The sequence below is a fragment of the Embleya sp. NPDC059237 genome (assembly GCF_042754105.1).
Lineage (GTDB): Bacteria > Actinomycetota > Actinomycetes > Streptomycetales > Streptomycetaceae > Embleya.
On the sequence record NZ_JBHZAE010000013.1, the window covers coordinates 152,228 to 166,861 of the forward strand.

Annotated in this window: 14 protein-coding genes and 1 pseudogene; 6 read left to right on the forward strand and 9 right to left on the reverse strand. The window is 71.2% G+C overall.

What is annotated here, in order from left to right:
- Positions 1–4: 4 nt before the first annotated feature.
- The 3 genes from ACFXKZ_RS34455 (at position 5) to ACFXKZ_RS34465 (ending at position 3,038) form a co-directional block, all read left to right on the forward strand.
- Entirely contained in the window at positions 5–244 is a 240-nt protein-coding gene (locus ACFXKZ_RS34455) for a hypothetical protein (RefSeq protein WP_380005821.1), read from the forward strand.
- Positions 245–1,182: 938 nt separating this feature from the next.
- Positions 1,183–1,497, forward strand: coding sequence for a beta/gamma crystallin domain-containing protein (locus tag ACFXKZ_RS34460; RefSeq protein WP_380006103.1), 315 nt, complete (start codon positions 1,183–1,185; stop codon positions 1,495–1,497).
- A 380-nt stretch (positions 1,498–1,877) separates the two neighbouring features.
- Positions 1,878–3,038, forward strand: a complete 1,161-nt coding sequence (locus ACFXKZ_RS34465; RefSeq protein ID WP_380005823.1) for a methyltransferase domain-containing protein — start codon at positions 1,878–1,880, stop codon at positions 3,036–3,038.
- Positions 3,039–3,293: 255 nt separating this feature from the next.
- On the opposite strand, the gene ACFXKZ_RS34470 is transcribed toward ACFXKZ_RS34465, so the two are convergent.
- Both ACFXKZ_RS34470 and ACFXKZ_RS34475 read right to left on the reverse strand, forming a co-directional pair.
- Positions 3,294–3,536 carry a hypothetical protein gene (locus ACFXKZ_RS34470; RefSeq protein WP_380006105.1) on the reverse strand — a complete coding sequence of 81 codons (243 nt, stop codon included), beginning with the start codon at positions 3,534–3,536 and terminating at the stop codon, positions 3,294–3,296.
- Between the two features lie 57 nt (positions 3,537–3,593).
- Complete coding sequence (locus ACFXKZ_RS34475) at positions 3,594–4,331, reverse strand: DUF4383 domain-containing protein (RefSeq protein WP_380005825.1); 738 nt, start codon at positions 4,329–4,331, stop codon at positions 3,594–3,596.
- A gap of 3 nt (positions 4,332–4,334) precedes the next feature.
- Here ACFXKZ_RS34475 and ACFXKZ_RS34480 point away from each other — a divergent pair, with 3 nt between their 5' ends.
- From ACFXKZ_RS34480 to ACFXKZ_RS34490, 3 genes and pseudogenes are all read left to right on the forward strand, one after another.
- Positions 4,335–5,417: a MerR family transcriptional regulator gene (locus ACFXKZ_RS34480; protein ID WP_380005827.1), complete on the forward strand. Its 1,083-nt coding sequence runs from the start codon at positions 4,335–4,337 to the stop codon at positions 5,415–5,417.
- 134 nt (positions 5,418–5,551) lie between these two features.
- Complete coding sequence (locus ACFXKZ_RS34485; protein ID WP_380005829.1) at positions 5,552–5,821, forward strand: putative quinol monooxygenase; 270 nt, start codon at positions 5,552–5,554, stop codon at positions 5,819–5,821.
- A 662-nt stretch (positions 5,822–6,483) separates the two neighbouring features.
- A pseudogene (locus tag ACFXKZ_RS34490) lies at positions 6,484–7,490 on the forward strand (serine hydrolase domain-containing protein).
- Here ACFXKZ_RS34490 and ACFXKZ_RS34495 read toward each other — a convergent pair.
- From ACFXKZ_RS34495 to ACFXKZ_RS34525, 7 genes are all read right to left on the reverse strand, one after another.
- A complete protein-coding gene (locus tag ACFXKZ_RS34495; RefSeq protein ID WP_380005831.1) occupies positions 7,390–8,253 on the reverse strand; it encodes a sensor histidine kinase in 864 nt (287 codons plus the stop codon). The pseudogene ACFXKZ_RS34490 and the gene ACFXKZ_RS34495 overlap by 101 nt on opposite strands.
- Before the next feature lie 114 nt (positions 8,254–8,367).
- On the reverse strand, positions 8,368–9,477 hold the full coding sequence (hypE, locus tag ACFXKZ_RS34500; protein ID WP_380005833.1) for a hydrogenase expression/formation protein HypE: 1,110 nt from the start codon (positions 9,475–9,477) through the stop codon (positions 8,368–8,370).
- Positions 9,470–10,597, reverse strand: a complete 1,128-nt coding sequence (gene hypD / locus ACFXKZ_RS34505; RefSeq protein WP_380005835.1) for a hydrogenase formation protein HypD — start codon at positions 10,595–10,597, stop codon at positions 9,470–9,472. Before hypD ends, hypE begins: the two co-directional genes overlap by 8 nt.
- Entirely contained in the window at positions 10,594–10,941 is a 348-nt protein-coding gene (locus tag ACFXKZ_RS34510) for a HypC/HybG/HupF family hydrogenase formation chaperone (RefSeq protein WP_126642477.1), read from the reverse strand. Before ACFXKZ_RS34510 ends, hypD begins: the two co-directional genes overlap by 4 nt.
- Before the next feature lie 70 nt (positions 10,942–11,011).
- Positions 11,012–13,372: a carbamoyltransferase HypF gene (hypF, locus tag ACFXKZ_RS34515; RefSeq protein WP_380005837.1), complete on the reverse strand. Its 2,361-nt coding sequence runs from the start codon at positions 13,370–13,372 to the stop codon at positions 11,012–11,014.
- The gene (gene hypB / locus ACFXKZ_RS34520) at positions 13,369–14,217 is read right to left on the reverse strand and encodes a hydrogenase nickel incorporation protein HypB (RefSeq protein WP_380005839.1); all 849 of its coding nucleotides are present in this window, start codon (positions 14,215–14,217) and stop codon (positions 13,369–13,371) included. Before hypB ends, hypF begins: the two co-directional genes overlap by 4 nt.
- A gap of 6 nt (positions 14,218–14,223) precedes the next feature.
- Positions 14,224–14,613 carry a hydrogenase maturation nickel metallochaperone HypA gene (locus ACFXKZ_RS34525; protein ID WP_380005841.1) on the reverse strand — a complete coding sequence of 130 codons (390 nt, stop codon included), beginning with the start codon at positions 14,611–14,613 and terminating at the stop codon, positions 14,224–14,226.
- Positions 14,614–14,634 lie beyond the last annotated feature (21 nt).

The following is a 14,634-nucleotide window of genomic DNA, read 5'->3' on the forward strand; positions in this document are numbered from 1 at the left end:
GCACATGGCTCACGACGATGCGGCCCGCCGGGTGGCCTACGCGGTGATCGGCGGCTCGATGGCGCCGAAGCACCATCATGCCTCGATGCAGGTCCTCGCCGACGCCGAAGGGCACAGCCGTTTCGTCCGGACGATCGACGTGATGCCCGACGAACTCGCCGGGGCCATGGGCGAGATGGCCGAGCAGGGCGCGCGCGTCATACGGGAGGCGCTGAAGGCCGCCCCGGTCCCGACCCGCAGGTAGAGCCCTCGCGCCGGGGGCCGGACCGAGGGAGTCGCGGTCCGGCCCCCGGCATTGCGACCACGGGTCGCGCCGACAGTGGGCTGTCTCGTACGTGGGCACGTAGCCCGGTTTCTCGTCGGCCTCGGCCTGCGTCGACGCGGGGCGGGCGCGGGCACCGAAGGTAGCCGGCGTGCGTGTCGCCCCCGAGGCACAGGAGACGGAGCCGGACGTACAGTCGGCCCCCGCTGCGCGACCGCGACCGATGGGCCGCCCAACCAGGCGTGGGCGCCCATGGTGACCCGGGCGCATGGTGAGCCGTGCCCTGGCCTGAAGAATCTCGTGGGTGCGTTCGAGAGAAACCGCTCGGCTTCGGCGCTCTCTACGCGATCGTCCCTACCGACAAGCTCACCCAACAGGGTTGATCGACCGTGGGGGATGCCACGAGGGTGGTCGAGCCTGTCGAACTCGTCGTACTCGACTGCGACGACGCGCCTTGCCCGCGCGCCGCCACCGGCCATCCCGCCTTGTCGCCATGGCAGCTCTCCCCGCTCGGTGGCACACGGTGGGGCGGTGTTCATGGTGGGTGGAGGCGGTGAGTCGGCGCGGTTGTGGGTGACTTCGGGGAAGCAGGGCGAGGGGCCGTTCCGGAGTTCGCCTCGGTCACCGCGCAGGTGAAGGTCGAAGAAGGCGCGTGGGTAGGCCCGTTGGTGCCATCGTGGCCTCGAGCCGTGTCGTCCTTGCCGAGCGGGCGTTGTCACTCGATCGGGTCGACCTTCGGGGATACGAAGTGCGCCGCCACGGATCGGCAGGAAGATCGTCCTCGGGCCGGTCCACGGCTCGTCGGAGCGCCGGATCCGTCCCGGCGCCACGTCACCGTCACTGCCGGCCCGTGTGTGCCGGGCTTCGTATGGAGGACAACCGTGATCTCGAACGTCAAGAAAGCCGTCGGCTCCCTGGTCATGGCGCTCGCCGCGGCGGCGTCGTTCACCGTCGCCGGACCGACCGGCACCGCCTTCGCCATCGACCACGTCGAATGCGTCGGCGGCGAGAGCTTCCTGAAACTCTGGTCCCACCTCGACGGCCGGGAAAGCGTCGACTGCTACGCGAACGCCGGCAGGACCGACTTCGGCGGATGGTGGGTCGACCGGATCTCGACCGGCAACAACGACCTGATCTACTACGACGTCAACGGCGACTCCGTGAGGATCAACAGGTGGACCGACATCACCTTCCCCAACCGTCCCCCGCGCGTGAAGTCCATCCAGATCCTTTGAGCGCCTCGCGCGAGCCGAGACGCCGACGGAGTTCGACCATGAAGTCACGCGCCGGCTCGTGGCGAGGCTTCGCGACGGCGCCGACAGGTCGTCAACCGTGCAACCCACGCGTCGTCCGGGCACGGACCGACCCGCGAGGGCGGATGCCGTCGACCTGTTGAAGAACCTCGCCGAACGCATCGGCGCGACATCCGTACACCCGGCCCCGTCCCGTCCCCGACCGGCACCGCGCTGCCGGTCGGGGACGCGGAAATCGCCTGGGTGAACACAGCAAACCGGCTCCTGACCCATCCCAGGGCACCCCGCCTCCGGGGAACAAGGACGGACAGCCCACGCCGGAGCCGACTCCGGACGGCCGCCACAAGAAGGACCCCAAGTAGGTGACCGACCCACTCGCGGAACGTCGCCGCATCCTGGACGAGGCGATGCGCACGCGCGGTGCGTGGCCCCAGGACGCCCCGTGGGTACGCGACGCGTTCGACGCGCTGCCCCGCCACGCCTTCGCGCCCGACCGTCTGTGGGACTGGGACGGGACCGGATACGTGCCCGTCGACCGCGGCGCGGCCCCGACCCGGTGGGTCGAGCTCGTCTACGCCGGGCCCGACAACGCGGCCGTCACCGAGGTCACCGACGGCATCCCATCGTCGTCCCTGTCGGCGCCCGCGGTCGTGGCGACCATGCTCGACTCCCTCGACGTCGAACCCGGCCACCGGGTCCTGGAGTTGGGGACCGGGACCGGCTGGAACGCGGCACTGATCGCCCACCGCGTCGGCGCCTCGGGACGGGTCACCAGCGTGGAGGCCTCGCCGGAACTCGCCGACGCGGCGGCCGGGAGGCTGGAGTGTGCCGGGGTGCGCGTGGACGTCGTGGTCGGCGACGGCAACCTCGGTCGGCCCGCAACGGCCCCCTACGACCGGGTGATCGCCGCCTACGCCGTCGACCGCGTCCCCTGGGCCTGGATCGACCAGACCGCCCCCGGCGGCGACCTCGTCTTCCCCCTCGGCCGCATGGGGCACTTCGCCGTCACCATCGCCGACGACCATCGCAGCGCCCGCGGCTGGATGCACGGCCTCGCCCAATTCATGAACGCGCGCGACACACCGGCTCCCGCCGCCACCGTCCGCTCCTACACCCAGGTCCGCGCCGGCCGCCCGCCCGACGACAAGCGCGCCGTCGACCGCGACATCACCCCGCTACACACCGACGTGAACCTGCTCTGGGCGCTGCGCATGGCCCTGCCCGACGTCGTCTACACCACCGACACCGACCGGGACGGCGTCAACGCCTGGATCCACGACGGCACCTCCTCCTGGGCCGTCGTCACCACCGGGCCCGACGGCGGCGCACGCACCGAACAAGGCGGACCACGCCGCCTGTTCGACGCCCTCGAAACCGCCTGGGACGCCTGGACCGCGCACGGCGGGATCAGCCGCTGGGACCACGGCGTCACCCTCACCGAACACGAACAGTACGTGTGGGAAGGCGACCCCGACACCGGCCGCCGCTTCCATCTCCCCGGTCCGGTATCCGCACACGCCTGAACCGCCACACCGCGACCGGGAACAAAAAGGGGTCAAATCCCGTCGGTGGCAAACGCGGTGTCGTCTTCGTCCGCCACGATCGCTCATGGGCGTGTGTTCGGACGCCGCGCCGCCGGACGCACACACCCGCGCGCCCTTGGACGGGTCGGCTACGACCTGTGGCGGCGGCGCTTCCTTCCGAGAAGGCCACCACGCACCTGTCGTGAGGAGGCCATTCCCGTGTTTCGGCCCGATCCGGTCTCCGTCCGGCGCGGTTCAGCCCGAGCGGGCGAATCCGGGGACCTCGGTGTCCTGCGCGTCCGCACTCGCGGCAAGGTGCTCGTACTGGGCGAGTGCCAGGCCCAGGCCGAAGAAGGTGGGCGCCCATTCGCCAACAAAGATGCCCCAGCGGTCGGCGCGTTCCGCGTCCTCGGCCTTGTTGCTGACCAGCCACGACGCGAAGGTCAGGCCGATCGAACCAAGCGCTGCGGTGTACGCGTGCTCGCTTCGCAGGCCCATCTTGTACAGCTTCCTGATGATCACGACGTCCTCCGGGGTCGGCGGGGTGTGGTTTGGTCATTCGCTGCCCGGGCGGGCGCCGGGATTGTTCGTGGTCACGACCGGACCGTGTGCGGCTGCCGGCATCGGGGTATGTGCCGCGGTCGCGGCGACGGCGCCCGACGTCCGCCCGGAGGTGATGGCTTCGCGGAACGTGTCCTCGCGGGCCGCCTGTTCGGGGTGCCGGGAGCGCCAGTAGGGATTGTCGTGCGGAAGGTTGCCGCTGACGCGCCCGTACAGGCCGAAGGTGAGCACCATCAGACCGACGCAGAAGCTGAAGATCACGTTGGGCATACGGAAGGCGAGGATGTTGGCGTCCCTGCCGATCAGCCCGAGATTCACGAAGCCGCTGAGGATGAACGAGGCCCCGACCATGATGTTCAAGGTCGAGGCCAGGTTCCCACCGATCACGGCGCCGGCGATCAAAATCGCGCCGACGACGACGGAGATCGTACTCAGCGCGCCATTGGTGCTGAGCCCGGCGACCCGTTCGCCGGAGGTGTCGAAGAACGTCAGCTGGTCGGCGAATCCCAGGGCGCCGAACACCAACAGCACCATGCCGGTGAAGCCGGCGCCGAAACGGTAGACATAGGCGAGCCGGTGGTCCACCGGCATCTCGTCGGACAACTTCACAACCGCCTCCAATGCGTGAGGCCCCCTACCGCAATGGTTCGCACCACCCGCCGCTTGCACAAGTTGCATCGTTAATGCATCGTTTTTTGGGACCTCGACCATAGAGCCATAGAGGGAGGCCATTCTTTGTCCGAACCACCACCGCCCACGAGCATCGGCCCCGGCGATCCCGAACAGGAGCTGGACCTGACGGCCGGCGCGGCCGCGAGCAGGCTCGGTGTGGCCGTCACCACCCTGCGCTCGTGGGACCGGCGATACCACCTGGGCGCGAGCCGGACCAGCGCCGGCGGGCACCGCCGCTACTCACCCGACGACATGGCCCGCCTCCGGCGCATGTGCGCGCTGGTCGCCGACGGCGTCCCGGTCGCCGACGCCGCCCGCGCGGTCCTCGGCAACGGAAAGGTCGGCCCGACGAAACAGCGCCCGGCCGGGCGGTCCGGAGGAGGTCACACCTTCGCCGTCGGTACCCGCGCAAGCCGTCAAGCGCGCGGCCTCGCGCGCGCCGCGATGCGACTGGACGGCGCGGCCGTGCACGACATCCTGGACCGGGCGATCACCGAACGCGGCGTCGCGGCCACATGGGAGGACCTGGCCCAGCCGGTGTTGTACGGGATGGGGCGCAAATGGGAAGGCGGGAGAGGCAATCGGGACCCGAACACGTACGTGGAGGTGGAGCACCTGCTGTCGGAGTGCGTGCTCGCCGCGCTGCACCGCGCGTGTGGCCGCAGCCATACGACCGAAGCACAGGGACCGTGCGCGTTCGGCACCCGCGGGGTGCTCCTGGCCTGCACGGACAAGGAACTCCACACCCTTCCCCTACACGCTCTCAACGCCGCACTGATCGAGCGCGGGATTCCCACGCGCATGTTCGGCGCCGCCCTCCCCGCCGACGCCCTGGGCCGGGCGATCGCCCGCACCCGACCCTCTGCGGTTGTCCTGTGGTCCCAGAACCCCGACACCGCGGACACGCGTTCCCTCGACCTGCTGCGCGACGTCCCCGGCACCACCGTGCTCGCCGCGGGCGCGGGTTGGGGCGCGACGCCGGCCCGCGGCACCGTCCGACTGACCAGCCTCACGCAAGCACTCGCCATCCTGACCCCGACCCCGACCCGCCAACCGCACCGCCCGGCATCACGACGCTCGACCGGCAGCCGGACCACCGAGCCTTCCCGACTGCCGAACGGTGCCCTACGCCGCGACGGCGCCTGACAGTCGCGCCGCCGGCGCGGCCGGCGGCAGGGCCCGAAGACCGTGACGATGGAAGGTCTTCCGCGAAGGCACGAGCGAATAAACCGCGGGATCACGGCGTTGCCTGTCGTGTGGAACGAACGAGGATCACCGTGATGGCCCGGCTGACCGCGAAGCCCGGGTACGAAGAGCAGGTCCGTGCACAGTCGATCTCGCTGGTCGAGCCGTCACGCGCCGAGGCCGGCAACGTGTCCTACAGCACCTTCAACAGCGCGACCGACCCGCGGGAGTGGGTCGTGGTGGAGGAATGGGAGAGCCGCGAGGCATTCGAGCGGCACCTGGCCAGTCCGCACATGCAGGAGGCCTTCACGGCCGGCGCCGAGTGGCTGGCCGGGCCGCCGGTCGACACGGTGATCGAGGGGTGAGCCACGGATCCCCTTTGCGGCACTGTCGAATAGTTCTCGGTTCTCGACCGCGTCGACCGAGTCCGGCCGGTACCGCCGGTCGGAACTCGGCGACGTAGTGCGGCCGGCGCGGCCGCGGCGGTGACCGGCAACCCGGCTGCGGCGGCACCTCACCGCGCGGCGTGCGTCGAGGACGTACACGCGCAGTGGGTGTTCGAAGGGGCGTCTCCGTGGACAGGGACGCCCTCGCCCTCACCCGTCCGTCGACACACGACGTACACGCGAGCCGGTTTGTACGTCGCGGCGCGCAGCATGCGCAGACGCTTGCGGACCGATGCGCGGATCGGTCGGCGGGGGTGAGGCTTGGCAGTATGCGACGAACAGGCAAAACTCCCAGGCGGACCGGGATCCGCTCTCGACAGGCGACCGGAGGGACGCGACGTGCGCGCGGTCGCGGCGTGGCCGCTGCCGTCGTGGCCCTGCTGACCTTGGCGGCCACGACACCGGCCGCGGCGTCCGGTGAGGCGACGGCGGGGCGCCGGCCCTCCCTTGCCGACCGGCTGGACGAGGACTCGGCGGCGCTCGTGGCCGCGGGTACCACGGCCGCCCAGGTCCGGGTCGATGTCCCGGGTCTGCACCGGTCGTTCGCGGCCGGGCTCGCGGACGTTCCCGGTGGCGTGCCGATGACACCGGACGCGACGTTCCGGATCGGCAGCACGACCAAGACGCTCGTGGCGACGGTGATACTGCAACTGGTCGGGGAGGGACTGATCGGGCTGGACGTCCCGATCGAGCACTATCTGCCGGGACTGGTGCCGGGCGGCGGTGCCATCACGGTGCGGCAGGTTCTGGATCATCGCTCCGGCCTGCACGACTACGTGTACGCGTTGGATGTGGGCACCGAGGACTGGTTCACGCAGGCCGGTTCCGGACCTGGACGGCGCGGGAGAAGCTTGCGGCGGGTATACGAATGCCGCCCTACTTCGCCCCCGGGACGGGGTACCGCTATTCGAACACCGACTACATCGTGGCGGGAATGCTGATCGAGCGGGTCACCGGGCGTACCTACGCGGAGGAGGTCACGCGCCGGGTACTGCGACCCCTGGGGCTGCGGCACACGTCGTTTCCCGGGACGTGGACGGCGATCCCGGGGCCGCACGCGCGCGCCTATGCCGAACTGGAGCCCGAGCCGCTCGACGTCACGGAATTCAACCCCTCGCAGGCGGGCGCCTCCGGGGAGGTTCTGTCCACCGGGCGCGACCTGAACCGGTTCGTTCGCGCGTTGCTCGCGGGCACGTTGCTGAGGCCGAACCAACTGCGGGAGATGAAGGCCACGTTGGACACCGGTCTGCCCTGTCGCTATGGGCTGGGCCTGGAGTCGGAGGTGCTCGCGTGCGGGGTGACGGTGTGGGGTCATCCCGGTGGCGTTCCGGGATCCATGACGGAGATGTGGGCGACGGCGGACGGGCGCCGCAGCGTGTCCGTGTCGTACAACCCGCTGGGGTTGAAGGCGAACGACGCGCAGCGCGCGGTGGTGAGCACCTTCCGCAGCAGTGCCTGGTCCTCGGCCACCACGACGCGCAGCGGGCTCACGCGGCGGCCACCGGTTCGTCGATCGGCAGGCGGGCCAGGATCCGGAAGCCGCGGTCGGCGCGCGGCCCGGCCTCGAGCGTTCCGCCGCACAGGTTGACGCGTTCGCGCATGCCGGTCAGGCCGTGGCCCACGGCATGGGGGGTGTGGCTCGCGCGGCCGAGGTCGCTCACCTGGATCGCCAACTCGGCGGCGCCCCAGGTCAGGTGGATTTCGCACCGGTCGGTGCGCGCGTGTCTGATCACGTTGGTCAGCGCCTCCTGGACGATGCGGTACGCCGACAGGTCGAGCCCGGTCGGCAGGGGGCGGGGTGTGCCGGTGGCGGTGACGGTCACGCGTACTCCGGCGCGTTCGGTGCTCGCGAGCAGCTCGTCGAGCTCGCGCAGGCCCGGCGGCGGGTGGAGGTGGCCGTCCGCGGTGGCGTCGGCTTCGCGCAGGACGCCGAGGAGGCGGCGCAGTTCGCGCAGGCCCTCGCGGCTGGTGGCGGCGATCGAGGTGAGCGTGGGTTGGGCCTGTTCCGGGCGGGCTGCGGCGACGTAGCCCCCGAGTTCGGCCTGGACCGCGATCAGGCTCATGCTGTGCGCGACGATGTCGTGCATCTCGCGGGCTATCCGCAGCCGTTCCTCGACCAGGGCGTGACGGGCCTGTTCGAGGCGCGCTTCGGCGGCGGCCTCGGCTTGCTCGCGCAGTCCCCGGTCGTACGCGCGGCGTTTGCGCACGGCCACCCCGATCGCCCACACGGCCCCCAGACCCACCGCGTCGGGGATCAGCGTGGCGCCGGCGTTCGTCCACCCGGCGCCGCTGCCATGCACGAAGAGTGCGGCACCGGCCGCCAGGGCGGTTTCGGCGAGCGTGCCCCTCACGTTGCCGGGGAGGTTCGCGGGCGTCCACGAACCGGGCGATCCCGAAGTCGAGGATCCGGGTACGACGGCCGCGTCGCATGCGAGGCGGCCGTCGTGTGCCGGTCGTGTCGCCGGTCAGCAGATCCGGGGCAGTTGCTCCCCGATCGGCATGTCCAGTACCCGCGTTCCCCCCAGCCCGGTACGCGCCACCACCATCCCCGGGTGCGCCGTGACACACTCGCCGATCACCGCCGCCCCCGCACCCAGCGGATGCGCCCGCATCGCCGCGAGCACCGCGTCGGCATGCTCGCGGGGAACGAACGCGACCAACTTGCCCTCGTTGGCCACATACAGCGGATCGAGGCCCAGGATGGCGCAGGCGTTGGCCACCTGGGGTGGCACCGGGACGTCGCGTTCGGCGATCTCCACCCCGACCCGGGCCGCCGCCGCGATCTCGTTGAGCACGGCCCCCAGACCGCCCCGGGTGGGATCGCGAAGCACGTGCAGGTCCGGGGTGACCGCGAGCATGGCCTCGACCAGACCGCCCAACGCGGCGCAGTCGCTGCGGATCTCGACATCGAACTCCAAGCCCTCGCGCACGCTCATCACGGCCACTCCGTGGACGCCCATGTCGCCGCTGACGATCACCACGTCCCCCGGGGTGGCGCGCTGCGGGCGCAGATCGACGCCGGCCGGGACCAGGCCGATCCCGGCGGTGTTGAGGTAGATGCCGTCCCCGTGTCCGGCCTCGACCACCTTGGTGTCGCCGGTGGCGATCTCGACGCCGGCGGCTCGGGCCGCGTCGCCGAGCGCTTGGGCGACCCGCGCGACGACCGCCGTCTCGACGCCCTCCTCCAGGATGAACCCCACGGACAGATAGGCCGCCTTGGCGCCGCTCATGGCCAGGTCGTTGACCGTCCCGTTGACCGCGAGACCGCCGATGTCGCCGCCGGGGAAGAACAGCGGTCGAACCACGAACGAGTCGGTGGAGAAAGCCAGCCGGGCCCCGCCGAGGGTAACCACCGCGGAGTCGGCGAGCGAGGCGAGCACGGGCCCGCCGAAGGCGGGGGCGAAGACGTGTTCGACGAGTTCGGCGGACAACGCGCCGCCGCCGCCGTGTCCGGTCACGATCCGCGGATGATCGCGCAACGGGGCCGGACAGGTCCACCCGGAGAAGTCCGGCGCGGAGGGCACGGCGGGTACGCGAGACCCCGCGACGAGAGCGAGGTCGGTGAGTTCAGCCAACGGGTGTCGCCTCCCGGGGCGCGGCGTCGGCGGCGTCGAGCCGACGGTAGAGGTAGTAGGCGGCGCACGCGCCCTCGCTGGAGACCATCGTCGCGCCGAGCGGATTGCGCGGGGTACACGTGGTGCCGAACGCCGCGCACTCGTTGGGCTTGAGCAGGCCCTGCAACACCTCGCCGCTGCGGCACTCGGCCGGTTCCAGGGTGTCGATCCCGGTCACCTCGAAGCGGTATTCGGCGTCGTAGTCGCGATAGCGCGAGGACAGCCGCCACCCGCTGTCCGGGATCACCCCGATGCCGCGCCAGGCCCGGTCGGTCACCTCGAACACGTCGGCCAGCATCGTCTTCGCGGCGGGATTGCCCTGCTCCCGCACCGCCCGGGCGTAGGCGTTGTCCACCGTGTGCTCGCCCCGCTCGAGTTGGTGGATCGTACGCCGGATGCCCTCCAAAATGTCCAACGGCTCGAACCCGGTGACCACGATCGGCACCCGATGCCGCTCGGCCAGTTCCGGGTACTCCTCCACACCCATCACGCTGCACACGTGCCCGGCCGCCAGGAAGCCCTGTACCCGGCAGTCGGGCGAATTCATGATCGCCTCGATCGCCGGCGGCACCCGCACGTGCGACACCAGCAGGCTGAAGTTGCGGATGCCCAGCCGCTTGGCCTGATACACCGTCATCGCGTTGGGTGGTGCGGTGGTCTCGAAGCCGATGCCGAAGAACACCACCTCCCGGTCGGGGTTGTCCCGGGCGATCGTGAGCGCGTCCAGCGGCGAGTACACCACTCGCACGTCACCGCCCTCGCTGCGTACCCGGAACAGGTCGCGATCGGTGCCCGGCACCCGCAACATGTCGCCGAACGAGCAGAAGATCACCCCCGGGCGTGCCGCGATGGCCAGCGCCTTGTCGATCACCTCCAGCGGCGTCACGCACACCGGACAGCCGGGCCCATGGATCAACTCCACCTCGGTGGGCAGCAGTTGGTCGATGCCGTGCCGAATGATGGTGTGCGTCTGGCCGCCGCAGACCTCCATGATCGACCACGGCCGGGTCACCGTGGCCCGGATCTCGTCCAGCAGTCGTCGACCGATCTCCGGATTGCGGAACTCGTCCAGGTACTTCACCGCAGTGCCTCCTTCGACACATCACTGGGAATCGGGTCGGGGACGACCACGGGTTCCGGCCGGACGAACTCCCCGGACGCCGCGCCCGCCGCCTCCCAGGGATCGCCGAACTCCTCCTGGAGCAGCCCCATCTCGTCGAACAGGGCAAGCGTGCGCAGGGCCGACTCCTCGTCCAGCCGTTGCAGCGCGAAGCCCACGTGCACGATGGCGTACTCGCCGACCTTCAGGTCGGGTACGTACTCCAGGCACACGTCCTTGACCACGCCGCCGAAGTCGACGAGGCCCATCCGGGTTCCGTCCCGTTCCTCGATCTTCGTCACTCTGCCGGGCACCGCCAGGCACATCGCTCTCTCCTCGTCGTGCGACAACGACCACGCTCGCGCGTCGTCGACTCATGGGTGATCGGGCGCACGCTCACGGGCGGCTCGACTCGCTCGGCGCCCGCCGACCGGCCCCGACCAGCACCTGGCCCAGCGCCAGCCCGCCGTCGTTCGGCGGCACCAGGCGATGGCGCAGCACGGTGAAGTCCCGTTCGCACAGCGCCCGTCCGCAGGCGGAGGAAATGATCGCGTTGGCGAATACGCCGCCGGTGAGCGCAACCGGGGTCGGCCCGTACCGCTCCCGTGTGTGCTCGGCCACCGCGACCACCAGATCGACCACCGCGCGGTGAAAGCGCGCCGCGAGCAATTCCGGGTCGCGGCCGGCCCGCAGGTCGGCGATCGCCGCCGCGAACACCGGGCCCGGGTCGGCGATCAGGGGATCGGCCTCGCCGTCGCCCGGAAGCAGCGCGAACGTGTACCCGTGAACCGATCCGGGCCGCCGAACGGCCGCGCCCTCCAACTCGATCGCCGCTTGTGCCTCGTAGCCGGCCAGGTGGCAGACGCCGATCAGCGACGCGAACGCGTCGAAGAGCCGGCCCATGCTGGAGGTGGGCACACAGTTCAGGTCGCGTTCGAGTTGACGCGCCAACACCCGGCGTTCCTCGTCGGAACCGGCCCGCACACAGGGCAGATCCTCGGACCATTCGATCCCGGCGGCGTACAGATGAGCCAGCGCCATCCGGTACGGCCGGGCCACCGCGGCGTCGCCGCCGGCCAACGGCACGTAGCGCAGGTGCGCCACCCGATGGAAGTCGGCGTAGTCGGCGAGCAGGAACTCGCCGCCCCACACCGCGCCGTCGTCACCGTAGCCGGTCCCGTCGAAGGCCACGCCCAACACCGGCGCGGCGCCGTCCAGTTCGTGTTCGGCCATCGCGGCGGCGATGTGCGCGTGATGGTGTTGGACCAGCCGCACCGGCCGTTGGGCCGCGGCGCGCCGGGCCCACCCGGTGGAGCGATAGCCCGGATGGCGATCGGCGACCAGCACTTGCGGACGCACGCCGGTGATCGCGCCCAGGTGTTCGATCGTGTGCTCGAAGGCATCTTGCGTGGCGAGGTCGTCCATGTCGCCGACGTGCCCGGACAGCCACGCCTCGCGGCCCTCGGCCAGCGCGAACGTGTTCTTCAGGTCCCCGCCCACGGCGAGCGTCGCGGGCACCTCCACCGGCAGCCGGATCGGCAGCGGCGCCCAGCCTCGCGAGCGTCGGACGAACAGTGGTTCGCCGTCCACCACCCGCACCACCGAATCGTCCAGCGGCACCCGGATGGGTCGGTCGTGGGTGAGCCAGCCGTCCGCGAGTGTCGCCAGCCGAGTCAGCGCTTCGTCGTCGTCGGTCACGATCGGCTCGCCGGCCGCGTTGCCGCTGGTGAGTACGAGCAGGCGTGGCCCGGCCCGGTCGTCGAGCAGCCCCAGGAGCAGGTGGTGCAGGGGTGTGTACGGCAACATGAAGCCCAGATCGGGGCAGCGCGGGGCGATCGCCTCCGACAGCGCGGCTCGGGCCGCGGGGCGCCGCCGCAGCAGCACGATCGGCCGGGCCGCGCCGGTGAGCAACTCCCTTTCCGCGTCCGTGATCGCGGCGTGCGGCTCGATCTCGGCGAGCGTGCGAGCCAGCAGGGCGAACGGTTTGTCGCCGCGCCCCTTGCGCTCGCGCAGCCGTAGCACCGCGTCCTCGTCGGCCGCGTCGCAGGCCAGGTGGTAGCCGCCGATGCCCTTGACCGCCAGGATCGCCCCTTGGGCGAGCATTCGCCGGGCCTCGTCCAGGGTGCCGAAGCCGATCGGGGCCCCGTCCGCGTCGACCAGGGACAGCCGGGGTCCACAGGCGTGGCACGCGATGGGTTGCGCGTGGAAGCGTCGGTCGCCGGGATCGGTGTACTCGCGGGCGCAGTCGGGGCACATCGGGAAGTCGGCCATCGTGGTGTGCGCGCGGTCGTACGGCAGCGCGGTGACGATGGTGAAGCGCGGGCCGCAATCGGTGCAGGTGATGAACGGGTGCAGGTGACGGCGATCGGCGGGGTCCTCGAGTTCGGCCAGGCAACGAGCGCACGTGGCGACATCCGGCGGAATCCGGGTGCGGTGCGCGGCGCCCGGCTCGGGCGGCACGGAAGCCACGATCGTGAATCCGGTGTCGCCGCCGATCGCGAGTTCCTCATGGGTGATCGACTCGACCGAGGCCAGCGCGGGTGCCTCGGTGTCGATCCGCCGGCAGAACGCGGCCACCTCGGCCGGCCCGCCCTCGATCTCGACGAGCACGCCGGCACCGGTGTTGGTGACGTGTCCGGCCAGACCCAGCTCGGTGGCCAGCGTGTAGACGAACGGCCGAAAGCCCACGCCCTGTACGGTGCCGCGCACGAAGATCCGACGCCGCTGCGCGACCCGGGTCGGCCCGGCGGCGGTCAAGACGGCTCCCGCGCCGGAACCGGCCGCGGGTCGATCTCGTGCGTGTGTGCGTGCCCGTGCTCATGCCCGGGTTCACGACCGGGCCGGTACCCGGGGCCGTTCCCGGTCCCCGGCCCGGTGTCGGGCGATCCGTGCGCGTGTGTAGGTCCGTCCGCCGCGTGCCGTGCCATGACCGGCGTGTGCACCGCCCCGCCGTCGAGCACCGCGACCGCGCGCGTCAACAGGTCGCCGACACCTTGACCGGTCCTGGTCGAGGTGAGCAGCACCTCGACCCCGGGGTTCACCCGTCGGACGTTGGCCAGGAAGGCGTGTTCGTCGAATTCGACCGCCTCGGCGAGGTCGATCTTGGTCACCACCACCAGGTTCGCCAGACCGAACGCGGACGGATACTTGAGCGGCTTGTCCTCCCCCTCGGTCACCGAAGCGAGCGCGACCCGCAGGCTCTCGCCCAGGTCGTAGGAGGCCGGGCAGACCAGATTGCCGACGTTCTCCACGAACAGCACGCGAGTCTTCGCCGGCAGCCAGCCCGTGAGTTGTCGACGCAACTGCGCGGCCTCCAGGTGGCACAGCCCGTCGGTGAGAATCTGCTTGACCGGTGCCCCGGACCGGGCCAACCGCGTCGCGTCGTTGTCGGTGGCCAGGTCCGCGGTCAACGCCGCGACCGGCACCGCGCGTTCGCCGGCCAGGCGCAACTCCGCCTCCAGCAGGGCGGTCTTGCCGCTGCCGGGGCTGGACAGCAGGTTGACGGCGATCACCCCGCGTGCGGCCAGTTCGGCGCGCAGGTCGTTCGCCCCGCGATCGTTGTGGGCGAGCACCGCCTGCCGCAACTCGTCGACTCGGCACATGTTAAGTCAACCCTCCTGGGTGGCCTGGGCATATCCGACGGCCTGGACCGGATCCGCCCAGCACACGTCGACGATCTGCAATTCGCGCCCGCACAGCAGTTCGGTGCTCGCGCCCGCGCATTCGGGGCAGCACAGGTCGGGTGGCACGCCCACCGCCCACTCGACGGCGCACATGCCGCAGCGGGCCCGGCCCGGGACGCCTTCGACCACCAACTCCGCGTCGCGCAGCACCGTCTCGGCGCGCGCGACCTCGAACGCGAAGGCCAGCGCGTCGGGAACCACCCCGGCCAGTTCGCCGACCCGCAGCCGAACGGTCAGCGCGGCCCGCTCCCCGGTTCGCGCGGCGACCGCCTCGACCTGCTCGATGACGGCCAACGCAATCGACATCTCGTGCATCGACCCTCTCCCGGGCTCGAC

Bases quoted from the DNA above. Each gene is read 5' to 3' on its own strand.
- ACFXKZ_RS34455 (WP_380005821.1), top strand. From the start codon at position 5: ATGGCTCACGACGATGCGGCCCGCCGGGTGGCCTACGCGGTGATCGGC.
- ACFXKZ_RS34460 (WP_380006103.1), top strand. From the start codon at position 1,183: ATGGCGCTCGCCGCGGCGGCGTCGTTCACCGTCGCCGGACCGACCGGC.
- ACFXKZ_RS34470 (WP_380006105.1), bottom strand. From the start codon at position 3,536: ATGGGCCTGCGAAGCGAGCACGCGTACACCGCAGCGCTTGGTTCGATC.
- ACFXKZ_RS34475 (WP_380005825.1), bottom strand. From the start codon at position 4,331: ATGGCCTCCCTCTATGGCTCTATGGTCGAGGTCCCAAAAAACGATGCA.
- ACFXKZ_RS34485 (WP_380005829.1), top strand. From the start codon at position 5,552: ATGGCCCGGCTGACCGCGAAGCCCGGGTACGAAGAGCAGGTCCGTGCA.
- ACFXKZ_RS34510 (WP_126642477.1), bottom strand. From the start codon at position 10,941: ATGTGCCTGGCGGTGCCCGGCAGAGTGACGAAGATCGAGGAACGGGAC.
- hypB (WP_380005839.1), bottom strand. From the start codon at position 14,217: ATGTGCCGAGTCGACGAGTTGCGGCAGGCGGTGCTCGCCCACAACGAT.
- ACFXKZ_RS34525 (WP_380005841.1), bottom strand. From the start codon at position 14,613: ATGCACGAGATGTCGATTGCGTTGGCCGTCATCGAGCAGGTCGAGGCG.